The following is an 18,601-nucleotide window of genomic DNA, read 5'->3' on the forward strand; positions in this document are numbered from 1 at the left end:
CGCTTTCACAAAACCGCTAGGGGTGCAGCTCCTGCTTATACTCATCCATGATCGCTTTATACAGCAGCGCTCCTACCCTGGCCGCTCCCTGCCTGTTAAAATGTGTATAATCTTTATTAGCTAATACGGTATCCCCTTCTACCCAGTGCGTCATAGAACCTTCGCCGCCCATGGCTGCGTACAGGTTCCAGTAAGCGGTGCCATGCTGCTCTGCCAGCTCATGCTGTACTTTCAGCAGGGCCGGTACACCGGGCGCCGTAATGTAACGGTCTGTTTTTTTGTAAGCTTTATCTGCGGTGCCTACTATCAGGAAAGAGGTTTGGGGCCAGTTATTGCGCAGGGAGTCTATTACCCTTTGCATGGGGCGTTCATACCAGCTGTAATCCGTCAGCTCCGGGCGGAACAGCACATTAGCGCCGTAGTGCAGCACTACCAGGTCATACGGGTGCTGGCGCTGCATTTGCTGCAGCACGCCCCGGCCCAGCTTACCCAGCTCTATGCCGCTAATACCGCGGAACGAAAAGTTATCTACATATACCCCGTTATTACTTTCAAAGCTTAACCCGTAGAACGGCTGTGCGCTGCCGCCTGCGTACTTCAGCAGTACGGATGGCTGCGCAGTGTCCTGCTGAAAGGCCAGCTCATTTACCGGGTCGCCGCCGGAGAGCGTGTAGGGCTTACCGTTAATGATCACATTACTGTTACCCGGGCCATAGAAAAGAACTACTTCACTGAAACGGTCCAAACCATGTTTACGCACAGGACTATACCGCGCCCAGCTTTCTGTGGCAGGTATAAAGGTATGCCCGGAAAGGCCCAGCGGCAGGTCCTGCGGGGGATTGTTGCGGAAATGATAATCTTTCCAGTTATTGGAAAAAGTATGCTGTATGGTGGTTCTAAAAGAAGCCACTACAGAGGTTACAGGTACAAAACCCACGCCGGCGCCGCCGAACTGTGTTTGCAGGCTGTCGCGCAGGTCGCCGGTGATGAGGTCACCTTCTATCATGGAATCGCCAAAGTAGGCGATACGCACTTTTTTACGTTTACCGGCTTTCAGCTCCTCCAAAGCCTGCAAAAAGTGCTGCATGCCCGGGGCTACTGCTACCGTATCCGTATACTCCTGTATGCCGGTGTAGGTCATAAAATCATAGCTGCGGTGGTCTGGTTCCGGGATGCCGGTAACCTGCCTGGCAGAATCGCCTGGCTTTCCTTTGGCAACAATGGTGTGCTTAACAACAGGAGGAGCCGGGGTAGCTTTCACATCGGCCAGCAGATCTATTTGCCGGGATGTAAAACCCTGGAAGGAGAAGCTGTTATGTACAAACGATAAGGCCAGCAAGCATATCATAGTGCCGGCAATGATATAGAACGGGTGGGCGGATTTGTTGGCTGGCATGAGTCGTGTTGTTACGCTAAAGGCTTAACGCTGAATGCTAAACGCTGATTGTTTTATGCTTTCTGCTTTTTGCTTTATGCGTTCGGCGTTGAGCATTATGCGTTCTGCGTAATTAATTGTCTTGTTTCGCAAAATCCATTTGCGCATCCAATTTATACAATTTGTATCGTTTAATCAGGTTTGTTACTCTTCTGATCCATTCTGTACCGGCAGTACTGTAACCGGTATGGTTCATATGCTTAAGCCAAAGGGAATATTCCGTATTGCCTTTCATTTCTGCATACCATTTCTTTTTACGGACGATCTTTACAAAGTGCTCATAAGAATCTTCATCCGTTTTATACTCCTTGTATTTTGAACGATAGCCGGCATGCCGCTTGGCCAGGTTGTTACGCCCTACAATACCAAAGTGGTTATGTAGCATTTTTGCGTTGCGGCTGGTGCCCATTCCTGATTCCAGCATGCCTATGCCCAGTATTACACTGGCCGGGATACCCGTTTCATTCATCAGCTTCACTGACAGGTCCTCGTATTTGTCGAGGTAGCGCTTCTTATGCTGTTGTGGGTAGGCTGTTTGTGCTATCAGCACACATATTAGCATTGCACAAAACCATACCACACGACTGAGTAGTTTGTTGCCTCTCATGGCAGTATATTTTTTGTGGTGTTAATAATTTACAAATTTATGTAATATAAATTAAATATCAATACGCTCTCTATATTGTGCCAATCCCCTTTGGTACCTTTTGATCAGGCGCCAAAGGGGATCTTTTATCAAAAGCATCAGCCTCTCGCAAATAGCGTGCCTATTGGCACTCAGTCCATGGTCCATGGTCGATAGTCCATAGCATAGAGCGTAGTACGGCACTGCGCAAAAGGCCATGGACCATGGACTATAGACTACTTAATCAACCCAATTTTCAGCTCATCCAGCTGAGACTGGTCTATATCACTAGGAGCATCCAGCATTACATCGCGCCCGGAGTTGTTCTTGGGGAACGCAATGAAATCGCGGATACTCTCGCTGCCGCCCAGCAGGGAGCACAGGCGGTCAAAACCAAAGGCAATACCACCGTGGGGAGGTGCGCCGTACTCAAAGGCGCCCAGCAGGAACCCGAACTTATGACGGGCCTCTTCCGGGCTCATACCCAGGGCGGCAAACATTTTCTCCTGCAGCTCGCGCTGGAAAATACGGATAGAGCCACCGCCTATCTCCGTGCCGTTCAACACTATATCATATGCATTGGCCTTGATCTCACCATATCTGGATGGTTCATCCATCAGCGCTACCTGGTCCGGTTTGGGGGAGGTGAACGGATGGTGACGGGCTACCCAGCGTTTTTCCTCTTCAGCATACTCAAAGAGCGGAAAGTCTATGACCCATAACGGTTTAAACTCGTTTTTGTTGCGAAATCCAAGGCGTTCGCCCATTTCCAGGCGCAGCTCGCTCATGGCTTTGCGGGTACGCTCTTCGCGGCCGGCCAATACCAGTATAAGATCGCCGGGTTGGGCATTACATTTTTCTGCCCAGCCTTTCAGCTTGGTTTCGTCAAAGAATTTATCCACAGAGCTCTTCAGCGTGCCGTCTGTATTATATTTCAGGTGAATAAGGCCACTCATGCCTATCTGGGGGCGTTTCACCCAATCGGTCAGCTCATCCAGCTGTTTACGGGTATATTCACTACAGCCTTTTGCGCAAATGGCAATTACCAGCTCCGCATCGTCAAACACCTTAAAGCCCTGGTTCTGAACAGTATCAGTAAGGTTTACCAGCTTCATTTCAAAGCGGATGTCCGGCTTATCGTTGCCATAAAACTCCATGGCATGCTCCCAGGTCATGCGGGGAAAAGCTTCGTTGAAAGTAATACCCTTGATCTCTTTGAACACATGTTTCACCATATCCTCAAAGGTGTTCAGGATATCTTCCTGCTCTACAAAGCTCATTTCGCAGTCTATCTGGGTAAATTCCGGCTGCCGGTCGGCACGCAGGTCCTCATCACGGAAGCATTTTACCACCTGGTAATAGCGGTCGTACCCACTCACCATCAGCAGCTGCTTAAAGGTTTGGGGCGACTGCGGCAGGGCGTAGAACTCATTAGGGTTCATACGGCTGGGCACCACAAAGTCGCGGGCGCCTTCCGGGGTGGATTTTATAAGGAAAGGTGTTTCAATATCCATGAATCCCCTGGTATCCAGGAAGTTGCGTACAGAGCGGTTTACGCGGTAACGCAGCTCCAGGTTCTGCTTCACCAGGTTGCGGCGAAGATCCAGGTAGCGGTATTTCATACGCAGCTCATCACCACCGTCCGTATCATCCTGGATGGTAAAGGGAGGCGTTTTGGCGGCATTCAGTATAGAAAAATTGCTTACAGTGATCTCAATATCACCGGTAGGCATATTTGGATTTTTACTGGTACGCTCTGTAACAGTGCCGGTTACCTGTATCACAAACTCACGTCCCAGGGGTTGCTCTTCCAATTGGATAACCAGGGATTCGCCAAAAAGCAATTGCGTGACGCCATAACGGTCGCGCAGGTCCACAAACGTAACTGTCTTATGTAATTTCCTTACTGTTTGTATCCAACCGGCTAATGTAACCTGCCGGCCTGCCTGCTCCAACCTGAGTTCACCACAAGTATGCGTTCTATACATAGAAAAAAGTTGATGTTTTGAACTTTGACAGTGCCTGTTTGGTGGATATGGTTCACCAGACATTACACCTCAAAAAAGTATTTTATGGGGGGCAAAGATACATTTTAACGCCTGCATTTGTAGCCCTTCATCTATTAAAATATCGTTTAATATCGGCTTCCGGCAGCAGGGGCACACCCTGCAATAAGTGCTGTGTAAGCAAATGCGCCATGTAAGGGGCCAGGGAGCAGCCTTTGGTTCCCAGCCCATTGAACAGGCCCAGGGCAGGATATTGCGGGTGCAACCCCATAATAGGGCGGCGGTCTTTACCGGAGGGGCGTATACCGGCCTGCTGTTCCAGCACCGTGTAGGGCACTTTCAGCAGCTGCTGCAAACTTTCTTCCAGGAACAGCCTTTTTTCTGTTGTGGGTGCCTCATCTACATAATCCCATACAAAGGTGGAGCCTGCCCAGAACACTTCCTGCTCCTGCGGCACCAGTGTAATACTTTTTTTGAGGATGTTCTCTGTATGCAGGCCGGGAATGTGCACCTTTAATACCTCTCCCTTATTCAGCAGGAAAGGAATGTGTTTGAACCAGGGGTTATGAATGATCTGCGCCCCTTCGCAGAAAATAATAGCGCGGGCCTGCACATCTTTATACTGTACGCCGGCTGCAGTGTGCTGCAATTGTGCAAGGTCCAGCTGCTCATCCCGCAACAATTGCTTTTCTGCTAAATAATGCCGCCATGCAGGTAATAAGTGATGCAGCAATACGGTAGCGCCTTTTACTATGGCTGCGCCGTAAGGCTGGTACAGCCAGGGTTCCATGAGGGCGGCATTCGCCGGATGGGTGTATTGCTGCGCTAATCCCTGTGTGGTTTTATTATTAAAAGCCGTGCGCAGCTGCTCCGATGGCAGGGCCATCCAGATATCCCTTTCCTTAAACACCGGTACGCCCAACAGCTGTTCCAGCTGCCGGTACGTTTGTTTTGCAAAGGGGTATAGCTGCTCATACATCCAAGCCATTTCAAAACGGCGGCCCGATACAGGATTAATTACCCCCGCGGCTATACGCGATGCGCTGTTGGGTTTATACGCATCTATTACCAGCACCCGCTGCCCTTCCTGTAACAGGCGGTGGCTCAGCATAGTGCCGGCTATGCCCTGGCCGGCTATGAGGTAGTCGAATTGCATAGTGCGAAAGTAGTGAAAAGTCCATGGTCCATAGTCGATAGTCCATAGCATACTCCGTAATAATTGTACTACGATATATGCAGTGGACCATGGACTATGGACCATGGACTAAAAAAACTACTTCACTACTTTCACGTTCAGCCCCTCACTATGCGCGCTGAATTCCGGCGCGTACATGCATTGTGCGGTGCTGATGCCATTGGAGAAAGTGCCTTCATGTGTTACAAAAAGTGTGTACTCAAACACGTAAGTGCCTTTGGGCAGATAGCTGAAAAAGAAATCAGTGGAGGCATCTTTAGTGCTTTCATAATAGCTGAGCCCATTCTGCCATTTACTGCTGCTGATCACATTCTGCGGCTCAAAACAGGCGGCCCGCATATCGCGCAGGTGAATGTATTCCATATCACGGTCTGCACGCAATACGATCCTCACTTTTACCTTATCTCCTATTTTCAGCTGCTTGTTGTCTGAGATATCCGTTAACACCGGGCCCTTGTCAGTTACTTCCTGGATAAACAGCTGTTTTTCCAGCTTCAGCGGTGTGGCGGCAGGAGTTATTTTATCCAGCTGCTCAAAATACTGCCAGTACACAGCGCCCCAGGAGGGTTGCCCCTGGCTGCCCTGCATGCTTACCTGTATATTGCCCATAGCGGGTTTTACGTCCTTACCTTCCAGCCGTTTTTTGAAATAACCGGTGCCGGCTTCTGTATGCTGGTTAGCGCTGCTAATGGTTTCACTCCCCAGCTGTATAGTTACCTGCGGGCTGGCGGCCAGCCAGTTGTTACCGCTTAGCAGCATGGCGTAGCAAGCATCTGCCGTGGCTTTGGTGGTATTCCAGTTATTGGTTTGCTTGTTCTTAAGCAGCCAGGTTTTCATAGCATCTACCGCAGCGGTATCTTTTGCTACCACGTCAAAAGCTTCTATCATCATTACCTGTGATTCAATAGGCGCCTGGTACCACCAGTAGCCCCATTGCCCTTTCCAGTACATGCCCATTTCCTCATTGGTAATAGCATGTTCTTTTAACGATCTTAAAATAGCGGCGGGTGTTTCCTTATCGTTATTCTTATATAGTGCAACAGCTGCTAACGCTTGCACGTAGCGGTTTTGCGGCAGCCAGAACTTTTTGGCCTGTTCCAGGTAATAGCTATAGGCGGCCTGGTATTTAGCGGCTAAAGGTTTGTCTTTATAAAAGCTGCGCATGTACAGGTAGTGCACCTGTATACCGCCAATATGCTGCTCTTTCATATTTACCTTCTGCTGCAGCAGCTGGTGGTAATCCTTATCCAGCTGCATATCCAGATAGTTGAGCGCTTTATCTGTGAGCTCACGGCAGCTTGCTTTTTGTGCGGCGGAAAGCGCATCCAGCTGCTGCAGGCGGCCTACGCCGGCAACAATGTACTGGGTAATAAAACGGTCTTCCCACATACCGGTAAACCAGGGAAAAGCGCCGGAGGACAACTGCATCTGTTTTAGCTGTCCCAGCGCTTTTTCCAGCTCCCTGCTCATACGGTGCAGGTCAAACAGCAGGGCTATGCGCGATTTCTGCTCCGCTTCGCTCTTAGCTTCCAGCACCCAGGGTGTTTGCTGCAGTAGCACGGCTTTCAGCTCCTCATTCTTTTGCAGGTTGCTTTGCAGGGCAGCGGTATCTTTTTTAGCCCATTGGTCAAACACTGTTTTAATACCAGGTAAAGCATTTACCATATGGGTGGCCAGGGCATTGGCATAATACCGGTTAAAGGTTTGCTCCGCACACTGGTACGGGTATTCCATTAAATACGGTAACGCCTGTACGGCATACCAGGCCGGGTTGCCGGTAAACTCCACGGTTACGGCGTGCTGGCGCAGGGTTTCAGATGTATCGCTATGCAGCAGCTTGTCAAAAGTAAAGCTGCGGTTACCATCGCCGCGCAGCGCCATCGGCAGGGTTTCTGTTACCAGCATGCTGTTGGTAAGCACGGGCAGCGCATTCTCCTCGCCGTCGCTAAACTGGCCGGATTGTGCTACCACACGATATAACAGCGCGCTGTTAAAGTTGTAAGGGATTTGTACCGGGAAGGTTACCAGGGTGCTTTGCCCTTTGTATGCAGTAAAATGCTGTACCGGGAAAGTGTTCTGGAACCAGCCGTCTACCGGCTGCATAGTGGTGGCATCCAGCAGCTCCAGGCGGGCCTGGCCTATCAAGGTGCTATCTGCCAGGTTGCTGATCTTGGCGCTGAATTCCATACGGTCACCTTCGCGCATAAAGCGGGGCGCATTGGGCTGCACCATTAATGGCTTTTGCGTAACAATACTGGTTTCCGTATAGCCCAAAGCCATTTCCTTTGTGTGGGCCAGGCCCATGAAACGCCAGCGGGTAAGGGCTTCCGGCACTGTAAATTCAAAGGTGATATTACCGTCTTTATCCGTATGCAGGTCCGGAAGGAAGAAGGCTGTTTCATTAAAGTTGGTGCGCGGTGTAACAGCGGCAGGTAGTTCTTTTGCGGCTGCTTCAGGCTTTTGAACTACTGCAACCTCTGATAACGAGGCATTTTTATCCATGGCCGCTTCCGCCATTACCGGCGCCGGGGGAGCGGCAGCTGCCACAGCAGCCCTGTCACGGGCAAGGCCTGGTGCAGCGGCACCCACCCGTAATTCTTTTTTATACATTCCGCCACCATACCCGCCAAGCCAGTCAGACCAGCGCAGCGCATCATAGATGATCACACTATCTTCCAGCGGCGGTACCGGCGGGTACCGGTTAAAGGATTGTTGTTTGGTAAAGTTATCCGTATCCTGCCAGGTTTGCCCCGGGCTAAACACCGGGTACAGCGGCGGCAGCGTCCACTGCTGCGGTGCAAAAGCATCCAAGGAGGCATCGTACATAGCAGCCAGCAGCTCTGCAGCCACCTGGTCTTTTTTGTAGCCTTTTATTTGCACCTGCCATTTTTCTTTTTCTCCGGGCAGCAGCTTATCGCGGTGCGTGCCTATTTGTATATCCAGCGTTTTATTGCTCCAGGGTACAGCAATATCCTGTTTTTGGCTGAATACGCGGTTATCCTTTACCACGGTATAGGTTATACGTAAGCCGCCGCGGTCTTTTTCCGTAATGTTATAGGCAAACGATTTTTGCTGGGCAGATAGTTGTACAAAATCATCTACCGGCTGCTGGTCCATTCTTTCAATGGTTTGCAGTATATGCAGGTCTTTGGCAGTGGTTCCTACTACCTGTTTTACTTCGCTTCCCGGTTCATGCGGCTGCTCATCTGCCAGTATGCGGAAGTAGTCCGGGTAAGGCAACTGGGACGCAGCAGCATCTACCAGGTTAAAAACTTTTTTCTGCGTAAGAGTACCGCCTGCAGCGTCTCTGGCAGTTACTTCCAGCTCATAAGCTCCTGGAGGCAGTGATTTTACAGACAGCTCTGTATGGCCATCCTTTGCGGTGGTGAATGTTTTTTCCAGCAGCGGCGCTTTGCGCGGCCACTGCGATGGTTCATTTTCCCTTTTATATACATCCAGCGGAAATGCCTGCAGAAATTCCTGTTCCGTTAATACAAACTGGTCCGGCGCCTCCCAGTAACGGGCGCGCATAAGGCGGTTGGGATGCTGCAGGGGTAATAAGCGCATTTGCACCGTAGCCGGTTCAAAAGTACCATTCAGGTTAGCGGTAGTTACTTTTACCTGCTGCAGCTCTTTGGCAGATAGCTCATCTGGTACATCCAGCTTTATTTCCATGAGCTGGTAACCGGCGGATACACGTTGTTCACCACTGCGGGTTTCGCCATTCAGGTCCGTCACATCTGCATAAACACGGTAGGTGAAAATAGGTTTCAGCTCCGGCTTTATCTGTTTATCCGGCAGGGCGCTGAAGTGAATGGTAAAAGTACCGTCTGCGCCGGTTTGCAGCTGCCCATGCGTTATTTCACGGGATGCGAACGCAGGTATCGGCCGGTACATAAACATCCAGTAATAAGGGTAGCGGGCTTCCCGCACCACCCGGTATTTTACCGCGGCGCCATCAATATTATTACCGGCATAAGCCAGCGCTTTCCCATGTATGGTAACGGTATCGCCTACACGGTAGCTGCCTTTTACTGTATCAAACTCCACATAAAATTTAGGACGTTTATATTCTTCCACTGAAAAATAAGCGCGGCCTTCTGTAATTACATCTGAAATGGTGAATGATCCATTCAGCCCACCTTCCGGCAATTTGAACTTACCGTTGTAAGCGCCGTATTCATTGGTAGTAACGGCTATGGAATCTACTTTTTCCCCATTCATATCCGTTAGCTGCACCATAGTTTTATAATCTGCTACTGCATTACTAACGTTAGTGGAATCCTTGGTTTTAACCACAATTCCTTTGAAGTACACTGTTTGCCCCGGGCGGTAAATAGCCCGGTCTGTGAACAGGAAGCTTTGCGGTTTTTCCTTTTCCCGTGGCTCCGGTTGGTAATACCGGTACAGGTATTTATAGTTATCGGTGAACAGGGTATCTTTTCCCAGGCTCCATTCCAGCCGTACATTCCGGTTTTGCTTATTCACACTCCTATCCAAAGTAATGCGTCCGCTTTTATTGGTAGTGGCGCTTTGCAGCAGGCGGTTACTTACCATACGCCCGCTTTGGCTGTCCCTCACCATTTCCCATATACGCAGCTTTACGCCGGAAAGCGGTTCTCCTGTTTCCCGGTGCAAGGCCAGGTAATCATTATTCCGGTTAATGTAACTAAGCTGCGATATGTGAATGAATTGCACGGCAAGTATGCTTTGCGCCATATCAAAATCCGGCGTGGTGCCTGCCAGCAGCACGTATTGGCCCAGCGGCAAAGCCTCCGCTTTTATTTCTGTATTATGCTCCCTGTAATCTACAGGATCTGGTAAGGCCTGCTCCCATTGGCGGCTGGGTTTCCTGTCAATGATCAGGCGCCAGTAGCGGTTAGTGGTATCGCGGTAATCATTTTGTGCGCTGCGCAGCTGCTCCATAAACGATTCATTCACACGCGCCACCCGCAAATATATTTTAGACAGGTTACGGTAAGTAACCAGCGTGCGGAAAGGCTGCTCCGGCAGGTTCACCAGCTCTGTGGTTAGCTGCAGCTCATGGGCTTCCAGCTGCTGCAGCAGCTGCCTGCAATTGCTGGCGCCATAGCTGGCTGGCGCATGTTGTATGGCCTGCTTACACAAAGCCACGGCCTGCGCAGCTTTGCCGGTGGCGCTATCTTTACTTTGCTGGTCCTGCTGGTAATAAAGCTGCGCCAGCATGTACATAACACGGGTTACTTCCGGCTCCTGCGCGTAAGCCTGCTGCATTTGCTGCAGGGCTTTTACATACAGCTCTTCCTTATCTGCCATTACGCCTACCTGGTTTACGTAACGCATGCGCTCCAGGTCTGCATCCAGCAAAGCAGCGCGGTTATTATCTTTTAAGTGAAAGCTGATCAGCTGCTGTAACAGCAAAATGGCTTTGAACTGCAGGGAGCTGGAATCGCTTGCAGTAAAGTGATGTGCTGCAAAATCAGCAGCAGGTGCAAAAGCCTGCGCATCATCCAGCTCAAATAAATTAGCTGCCTGGTTCAGGTTATTTTCACCGGACTTAAAATAATCCAGCGCACGGTGCGCCAGCAGATCGTATAGGGTGGGACGCAACACGCGGGCATTGCCTTTTTCCAGTATGCCATCGTACACTGTCAGATCTGTTTTTTGCAACAGCTCCGTATTTTCCAGGGAGGCGGTATATGCCAGGGTGATCTCCCGGTTTAAACGGGTCATGTCCCAGCTGGCAATATCCGTAGCCGTATCGCTGGCCAGCGCGGTGCGGTTATAAAAGCGGTAGCGGTTGTTTTGCAGGTAACGCCAGTACATTTCCCCCTTTATGCTTTGCAGTATTGCACGTACCGGGTCTTTAAACTGTGCTATCTGCCGGTTTATTTCCTCCAGGTTCTTTACCTGGCCATTCTCCTGGTCTTCCTGGTATTTTATGCGGAAAATGAGGGAGGCTACAATATCCGTATCGCGCCCGTCTTTTACCGCCTGTTTATAAATGCCCTCCACTACCTGCAGGGCTGATTGGGGCAGGCCTTTATCATCCAGCTCTCTTACCTTTTTCCATTCATTCGTATAGTTGTATTGTGCCATAACGGGTTTATAAAAACAAACTAAAATAAGTATCCAGAGGAATTTGCATCGCATATAGGATGGTGTATTTTATGTTAAGATACCCATAATATTTTTTTTCATTCCTTTCCATTACCATAAATTTACAAGGTAGAAGAGGCTTTTGATCACCCCAAACATATCCTTTGAAATAAATATGCAGCATTCTTCAAGGCATCTGGAGGGCCCCTCACCATCCGTTACCGGCAGTTCATTACAGCCGGTTATTATTACGGCTGATCCCCATTTTCATCATACGTTAATTACTGCCATCCCTGACCTGCAACCGTTTTGCATACACGCAGCATCCCTGGATCATGCCCTGCAGCTTAGCCATGAATTTGGCGATAAGCTGTTACTGTTCATAGATATTGATTCTTACGAAGCTGCTGCTCTTATACGTTTTATGGGTAGCCGGCATGCGCTGCCCAATGCCATGCAGGTAGTAGGTATCTCCGATTGCCGTGATCTGAATATTGTGATCAATTACCTGAAAGCAGGTTTTAATGGTTATGTGCTGAAGCAGGAAGTAAATGCTGCATTACCTGCATATGCCGGTAATGTGCTGCTGCAGCAGGGATTCCCTTTATCGCCGCTTATTACACAGCAATTTATTCACGACCTGGTAATGGCGCAACCCGGCAATTATACTACGTTGCTCAGCAAGCGCGAGCTGGAAATATTAAAACGCCTGATGAATGGCAGCAGCTATAAGCTCATTGCCGGCGACCTGCAAATTTCCATTGAAACAGTACGTTTTCATGCCAAGAACATTTACCGCAAGCTGGATGTAAATTCCAAAAGCGAGCTGGTAGTGCGCATTCTGCACTGGCCTAACGCTTCTGCTTTTATGCATTGATGTTTCTTCCAAATAAAAAGCGCCCCGGTTATCATCAACCAGGGCGCTTGCTTTATGAACAAATCATTAAATTATTTCACCAGCTCTTTCTTCAGCACTTCTGCCATGGTTTTACCGATGTTTGCAGGGCTTTCTACCACATGCACGCCACAGGCAGCCATGATCTTCATTTTAGCGGCAGCAGTATCATCTGCACCGCCAATAATAGCACCGGCGTGGCCCATACGGCGGCCGGGAGGCGCGGTTTGGCCGGCAATAAAACCTACTACGGGTTTGGTATTACCTTTTTCGCGCTGCTCTTTTATAAAGTAAGCTGCTTCAGCTTCCATGCTACCGCCAATTTCACCGATCATGATCACACCATCGGTTTCAGGATCGTTCAGCAACAGCTCTACCGCTTCTTTGGTAGGAGTACCAATGATGGGGTCACCGCCAATACCAATAGCGGTAGAAATACCCAGACCGGCTTTTACCACCTGGTCTGCCGCCTCATAGGTAAGGGTACCGGATTTTGATACAATGCCGATGCGGCCTTTCTTGAATATAAAACCAGGCATAATGCCTACTTTGGCTTCTTCAGCAGTAATAACGCCGGGGCAGTTAGGCCCTATCAGGCGGGTTTCGCGACCCTGCAGGTAAGCTTTGGCCTTTACCATGTCCTGCACGGGAATACCTTCCGTTATACAAACTACCAGCGCAATACCCGCTTCAGCGGCTTCCATAATAGCATCTGCAGCAAAGGCAGGCGGTACAAATATGATAGATACATCTGCGCCGGTAGCTTTTACCGCGTCTTTCACCGTATTAAATACCGGGCGCTCCAGGTGAGTGGAGCCTCCTTTACCGGGCGTTACGCCACCTACTACCTGGGTTCCATATTCTATCATCTGCGTAGCATGGAAAGTACCTTCTGTACCGGTAAATCCCTGCACTATTACCTTGCTCTGCTTATTAAGTAAAACACTCATTACGCTTGGTTTATTAGTTATACTATTATTAGTTAAATCTTTTCAGGGGGCAAAAATAAAACTACCAAAGCCAAATACCAAACCTTTGGCAAGTTGGCAGTGGGCAATTGCCAGTTGGCAGTCCCGGAGTAGTTCACTTTGGCTGTAGCGGCGGCACCTGACTGCCAACTGCCCACTGCAGGCTGCCAACTACTTTTCCGGTTTGCCGCCCTGCAGGCGGTCGCGCCAGTTTTTATCCCGGAACATTTCCATTTGCCGCATTTCTTTGGCATCCCGGAGAAATTCGGAGGCAAAAATGAAGTCGTTCAGCTTCTCGTCCTTTGCGAAAATGATCTCCTCATTGCTGCCCTCCCATTGTTTGTAGCCTTCATACATGTAAATGATATGATCCCCGCTTTCCATTACGGTGTTCATATCATGGGTATTGATCACGGTAGTGATGGTATATTCGAGGGTCAGCTCTTTGATCAGCTTATCTATAAGCAGGGAAGTTTGCGGGTCCAGGCCGGAATTGGGTTCATCACAGAACAAATATTTGGGGTTCAGCACAATAGCCCGGGCAATGCCTACCCTTTTTTTCATACCCCCGCTTATTTCAGCGGGAAAACGTTTGGCGGCGTCTTTCAGGTTCACCCGGTCCAGGCACTCCATTACCCGCTTCTTCTTTTCCTTGTAGCTGCCTTTGCCAAACATATCCAGGGGGAACATCACATTCTGCTCCACCGTCATACTGTCAAACAGGGCAGATCCCTGGAACAGCATTCCTATTTCCTGGCGGATGGTTTTCTTTTCGTGTTCGTCCATTGCAGTAAAGTCCTGGTCATTATACAGGATAGTACCGCTGTTAACCGTCATCAGGCCTACTATGCACTTCATCATCACCGTTTTACCGCTGCCGCTGGAGCCAATGATCAGGTTCACCTTACCGGATTCCATGGTAGCGGACACGCCTTTCAGTATCTCCTTATCACCAAATCCTTTTTTAATATCTCTTAGTTCGATCATAGTTCTTTCGTAAGTCTATGGTCCATAGTCCATGGTCCATTGCATATATCGTAGTATAAGTATTACGGAGTATGCTATGGACTATCGACCATGGACAATGGACTATTTTACAGCAATATTGCCGATAACGCATAATCCGAAAACAATATCAACACGCAGCTTACCACTACGGCCGTGGTGCTGGCCTTACCTATTTCCAGCGCGCCCCCCTGTACATTGTAGCCGTAGTAGGCAGATACGCTGGAAATGATAAACGCAAAGGTGTACGATTTGCTGAGGGCAAAAAAGATGTTATAGACCTTCAGCTCCTGGCGCAGGCCCTGTATAAATTCATCATTGGAAATAATACCGGCCATTACACCGGCCATTTTACCACCCCAGATACCCAGGAAACCGGCAATGACTACCAAACAGGGAATGGTTAACAGGGCGCCCAGGATCTTAGGCATCACCAGGTATCCCCTGGTATTAATACCCATGATCTCCAGCGCATCTATCTGTTCGGAAATGCGCATGTTACCCAGCTCCGATGCTATTTTAGACCCTACCACGCCGGCCAGCACTATGCTGGTGAGGGTAGGCGCAAATTCCAGGATAATGGTATCTCTTACAATCTGGGCTATGGTGGCTTTAGGAATAATGGGACTTACCAGCTGGTAGGCGGTTTGCAGGGTGGTAACCCCTCCCATGAACAGTGAAATGATGAACACAATGCCTAATGAGCCAATGCCTATATCCACGCTTTGCTGCATCAGCTGCTTCCAGTACATTTTCGGATTCTCCGGTTTGGAGAACATCCCCTTCAGCATCAGCAAATAAGCGCCAAAATGGTAAAAGAATCTAAATTCCATAGATTTTCAAAGATAGTAAAATTAACAGCTGTTAGCTATTAGCTTTTAGCTGTTAGCTGTAACCTGGCTAAAAGCTAATAGCTAATAGCCAAAAGCTAATAGCTGCTACCGCAGGCTTTGTACCAGCAGCCGCTTAAGGCTCCGCTCAATGATCTCCCCCATGGTTTTACTTTTGGCAAATACAGGATCTTCATAATACTGGGCCAGCTCATCGCCCAGCTGCTGAATTTTATCCGGGAAAGATACATGGTCCGTCATAATAACATCACGCAGATCTTTAATACGGTGACGCTGTACTTTAATACGGCGGGCAATCAGCGCCCGCTCCTCCTGCTGGTATTGTTTTACCACTTCTGCATTCAGGTGTTTAATAGCCAGGTCCACAAACACGCGGTTTTCCTTAAAGTACTGCGGCATGTACAGGGTGCGCTTGCCTTCATAGAACTGCTGGTCAAAATCAATTGCGCGTATGCGGAACTGCACGTCATCAAAATCCGGCGTAATATCAAATACAAAGTTGTAAGAGCGCATATCGCCCAGCAGGCGTACAAAACAGCGCTCATTGAATTTTACAAACTCCTTGGCTATACGTTTGGGGTTAAACTCCGGCCGCTGCAGGTAGTGCAGAATGAACTGGTCGCCCGGCACCCCGGCAATATGCTCTTCCACCAGGGTATTCCCATCTACCAAAAAGTTCATCCAGTACGGGGAAAGGATGTGTTCCAGCTCCAGGCCGTAAATACGGGAGGCATCGGCTATTTTAATATAGAAATAGTCGTACACCTCATTATAGTTATTGACGATCTTAATACGGAAAGGGTGCGAGTTACCAAAGGTGCAGTAATCAATACGTTCTATATGCAGGTGCTCTTCAGCAGCCTGGTCGCCGCCGGCTTTCAGAAAGGAGTAAATGCGCTTCAGCCCTGCGTGCAGCTGCCCCACCATGCTTTGCGGGTACAGTACGGTTTCCCATAAAGTATCTTTCCCGCTTTTATCATATACCGGTATACCGCTTTCATAATACCGCAGCTCCTCATAGGATACCGGCAGCTGCAATTCCCTTTCATACAGCTTCAGGTATCTTCTGAATGCCGGGTTGAGCGGAAAGAATATTTTTTTTCGGGAAATGTGCTGCATAAATCAATGTGCTAATATGCCGGCGTGTAAATTAATACAAAATAAGCCAGCACATTAGCACATCAGTATATTAGCACCTCTTATTTTTTCTTTTTCTTCGGTTCCTCTACTTCCTTGCAGCACTTATGCTGGGCATCTACCACGGCAATATTCACCATGTTCACAATTTGCCGTACGGTGCTGCCTAACTGTAATATATGCACGGGCTTTTTCATACCCAGCAGCACAGGGCCTATGGCATCAAAGCCGGCCACTTCCTGCAGCAGGTTATAGGCAATATTACCGGCGCTCAGGTTTGGAAAAATGAGGGTGTTCACTTCCTCCCCTATCAGCTCGGAAAAAGGATAACTATCTTTTAAAATTTCCTGGTTAAAGGCCATGGCAGCCTGTATTTCCCCATCTACTATCAGGGTAGGATCCATTTTCTTTACCAGCTCCCGGGCCTTGCTTACCATTTGCGCTTCCGGCGTGGGGCTGGAGCCAAAGTTGGAGTAAGAGACCATGGCTATACGCGGTTCAATATTGAACAGGCGCACTTCTTTAGCCACCATTATGGTGATCTCTGCCAGCTCTTCGGAGGTGGGGTTAAAGTTCACCGTGGTATCGGCCAGGAACAGCGGGCCGCGTTTGGTATTAATGATGTACATACCGGCCACGCGCTTGGCGCCTTCTTCCATACCTATTACGTGCAGCGCCGGGCGTATCGTATCCGGGTACTTGCGGGTAAGGCCGGAAATAAGGGCATCGGCCTCGCCGGTTTCCACCAGCATACAGCCAAAGTAGTTACGTTCCCGCATGATCTTATTGGCCTCATACTTATTAAACCCTTTACGCTGCCGCTTTGCAAAGAACAGCTCCCCAAAGCGATGTCGCTTTTCCTGCATTTCATCGCTCTTAGGGTCAATGATCACCGTATCATCTATTTCAATACCGTTTTCCTCTGCCAGGCGGCGAATGCGGGCTTCGTTACCCAGCAATATTGGGTAGGCAATACCTTCATCACGTACTACCTGTGCGGCTTTCAGCACTTTCAGGTTATCTGCTTCCGCAAATACCACCTTGCGCGGATCCTGGCGGGCTTTGGTACCAATTACGCGGAACAGCTGGTTATCCAGTCCCAGGCGGTGATTCAGCTCATCCCGGTAAGCCTCCCAATTAGTGATGGCTTTCTGGGCTACCCCGCTTTCCATGGCGGCACGGGCCACCGCAGGCGCTACCATGCTAAGCAGGCGCGGGTCCAGCGGTTTGGGAATAATATAGGTAGGGCCAAAAAATAAGTTACGTTCATTATAGGCCAGGTTTACCATATCCGGTACAGGCTCCTTGGCCAGTTCTGCCAGTGCATGTACTGCTGCCAGCTTCATGGCCTCATTGATCTGCGTGGCTCTTACATCCAGCGCACCGCGGAAAATGTAGGGGAAACCCAGCACGTTATTTACCTGGTTGGGATAATCGGAGCGGCCGGTAGCAAAAATAATGTCCGGGCGGGCCTGTATGGCCAGCTCGTAGGCTATTTCAGGGTCCGGGTTGGCCATGGCAAATACAATGGGCTGCTTGGCCATGCTTTTTACCATTTCCGGGGTTACCACATTGCCTACAGACAGGCCTACAAATACATCGGCGCCTTTCATAGCTGCTGCCAGCTCCGTTACTTTCGAGGTGGTGGCAAACTGCAGGTGCATCTCAGTAAGATCTGTACGCTGTTTGGTAATAACGCCGTTCTTGTCGAACATGATAAAGTTCTCCGGTTTAGCGCCCAGGGCTACATACAGCTTTACGCAGGCCATGGCGGCCGCGCCGGCGCCGTTTATTACAAACTTTACCTTTTCTATTTTCTTTTTTACCAGCTCCAGCGCATTCAGCAGAGCGGCGCTGGATATAATAGCGGTACCATGCTGATCATCGTGCATAATGGGGATCTTTAGCTCTTTTTTCAGGCGCTCCTCAATGGCAAAACATTCCGGGCTTTTAATATCCTCCAGGTTAATGCCCCCAAATGTAGGTTCCAGCGCCTTTACCACCTGCACAAACTCATCTACCCCGCGGGCATTCAGCTCAATATCAAATACATCTATATCCGCAAATATTTTGAATAATACACCCTTGCCCTCCATAACCGGCTTGCTTGCTTCCGGGCCAATATCGCCCAGGCCCAGCACAGCTGTACCATTGCTGATAACCGCTACCAGGTTGCTTTTAGCCGTGTATTTGTAAACATTTTCCACGTCGTTATGAATTTCCTTGCAGGGCTCTGCTACTCCGGGAGAGTAAGCCAGTGAAAGGTCCCATTGTGTTTTGGTGTTCTTTGTAGGTACTACCTCAATTTTGCCTGGCCTGCCTAATGCATGGTAGTCCAGCGCATCCTGCTTATTCAGTTTTTTTCTCGCCATAAATAAATTATAAAAGACCGTTCGGGGCTGCAAT

The 18,601-nt window shown here is 49.3% G+C and carries 11 protein-coding genes; 1 reads left to right on the forward strand and 10 read right to left on the reverse strand.

Features of this window, described 5'->3' with window-relative positions; translation table 11 throughout:
* Positions 1-16: 16 nt before the first annotated feature.
* The 5 genes from BMZ54_RS29620 to BMZ54_RS29645 all read right to left on the reverse strand — a co-directional run bounded on the left by BMZ54_RS29620 (position 17) and on the right by BMZ54_RS29645 (position 11,339).
* A complete protein-coding gene (locus tag BMZ54_RS29620; RefSeq protein WP_089920374.1) occupies positions 17-1,396 on the reverse strand; it encodes a GDSL-type esterase/lipase family protein in 1,380 nt (459 codons plus the stop codon).
* 112 nt (positions 1,397-1,508) lie between these two features.
* Positions 1,509-2,042: a glucosaminidase domain-containing protein gene (locus BMZ54_RS29625; protein WP_089920376.1), complete on the reverse strand. Its 534-nt coding sequence runs from the start codon at positions 2,040-2,042 to the stop codon at positions 1,509-1,511.
* Positions 2,043-2,296: 254 nt separating this feature from the next.
* A complete protein-coding gene (gene aspS / locus BMZ54_RS29635; protein ID WP_089920380.1) occupies positions 2,297-4,048 on the reverse strand; it encodes an aspartate--tRNA ligase in 1,752 nt (583 codons plus the stop codon).
* A 127-nt stretch (positions 4,049-4,175) separates the two neighbouring features.
* On the reverse strand, positions 4,176-5,222 hold the full coding sequence (locus BMZ54_RS29640) for an NAD(P)/FAD-dependent oxidoreductase (protein ID WP_162277701.1): 1,047 nt from the start codon (positions 5,220-5,222) through the stop codon (positions 4,176-4,178).
* Positions 5,223-5,339: 117 nt separating this feature from the next.
* Positions 5,340-11,339, reverse strand: a complete 6,000-nt coding sequence (locus BMZ54_RS29645) for an alpha-2-macroglobulin family protein (protein WP_162277702.1) — start codon at positions 11,337-11,339, stop codon at positions 5,340-5,342.
* 175 nt (positions 11,340-11,514) lie between these two features.
* Between BMZ54_RS29645 and BMZ54_RS29650 the strand changes: the two genes are divergently transcribed.
* Entirely contained in the window at positions 11,515-12,216 is a 702-nt protein-coding gene (locus BMZ54_RS29650; RefSeq protein ID WP_089920386.1) for a response regulator transcription factor, read from the forward strand.
* 71 nt (positions 12,217-12,287) lie between these two features.
* Here BMZ54_RS29650 and sucD read toward each other — a convergent pair whose 3' ends face one another.
* The 5 genes from sucD to BMZ54_RS33645 form a co-directional block, all read right to left on the reverse strand.
* A complete protein-coding gene (gene sucD, locus BMZ54_RS29655) occupies positions 12,288-13,184 on the reverse strand; it encodes a succinate--CoA ligase subunit alpha (protein ID WP_089920388.1) in 897 nt (298 codons plus the stop codon).
* 189 nt (positions 13,185-13,373) lie between these two features.
* Positions 13,374-14,189 carry an ABC transporter ATP-binding protein gene (locus BMZ54_RS29660; protein ID WP_089920390.1) on the reverse strand — a complete coding sequence of 272 codons (816 nt, stop codon included), beginning with the start codon at positions 14,187-14,189 and terminating at the stop codon, positions 13,374-13,376.
* 107 nt (positions 14,190-14,296) lie between these two features.
* A complete protein-coding gene (locus BMZ54_RS29665; protein WP_089920392.1) occupies positions 14,297-15,040 on the reverse strand; it encodes an MlaE family ABC transporter permease in 744 nt (247 codons plus the stop codon).
* Positions 15,041-15,145: 105 nt separating this feature from the next.
* Positions 15,146-16,177, reverse strand: a complete 1,032-nt coding sequence (locus BMZ54_RS29670) for a hypothetical protein (RefSeq protein ID WP_089920394.1) — start codon at positions 16,175-16,177, stop codon at positions 15,146-15,148.
* Positions 16,178-16,257: 80 nt separating this feature from the next.
* On the reverse strand, positions 16,258-18,567 hold the full coding sequence (locus BMZ54_RS33645) for an NADP-dependent malic enzyme (RefSeq protein ID WP_089920396.1): 2,310 nt from the start codon (positions 18,565-18,567) through the stop codon (positions 16,258-16,260).
* Positions 18,568-18,601 lie beyond the last annotated feature (34 nt).

It is taken from the genome of Chitinophaga rupis (genome assembly GCF_900109685.1).
GTDB classification, from domain to species: domain Bacteria; phylum Bacteroidota; class Bacteroidia; order Chitinophagales; family Chitinophagaceae; genus Chitinophaga; species Chitinophaga rupis.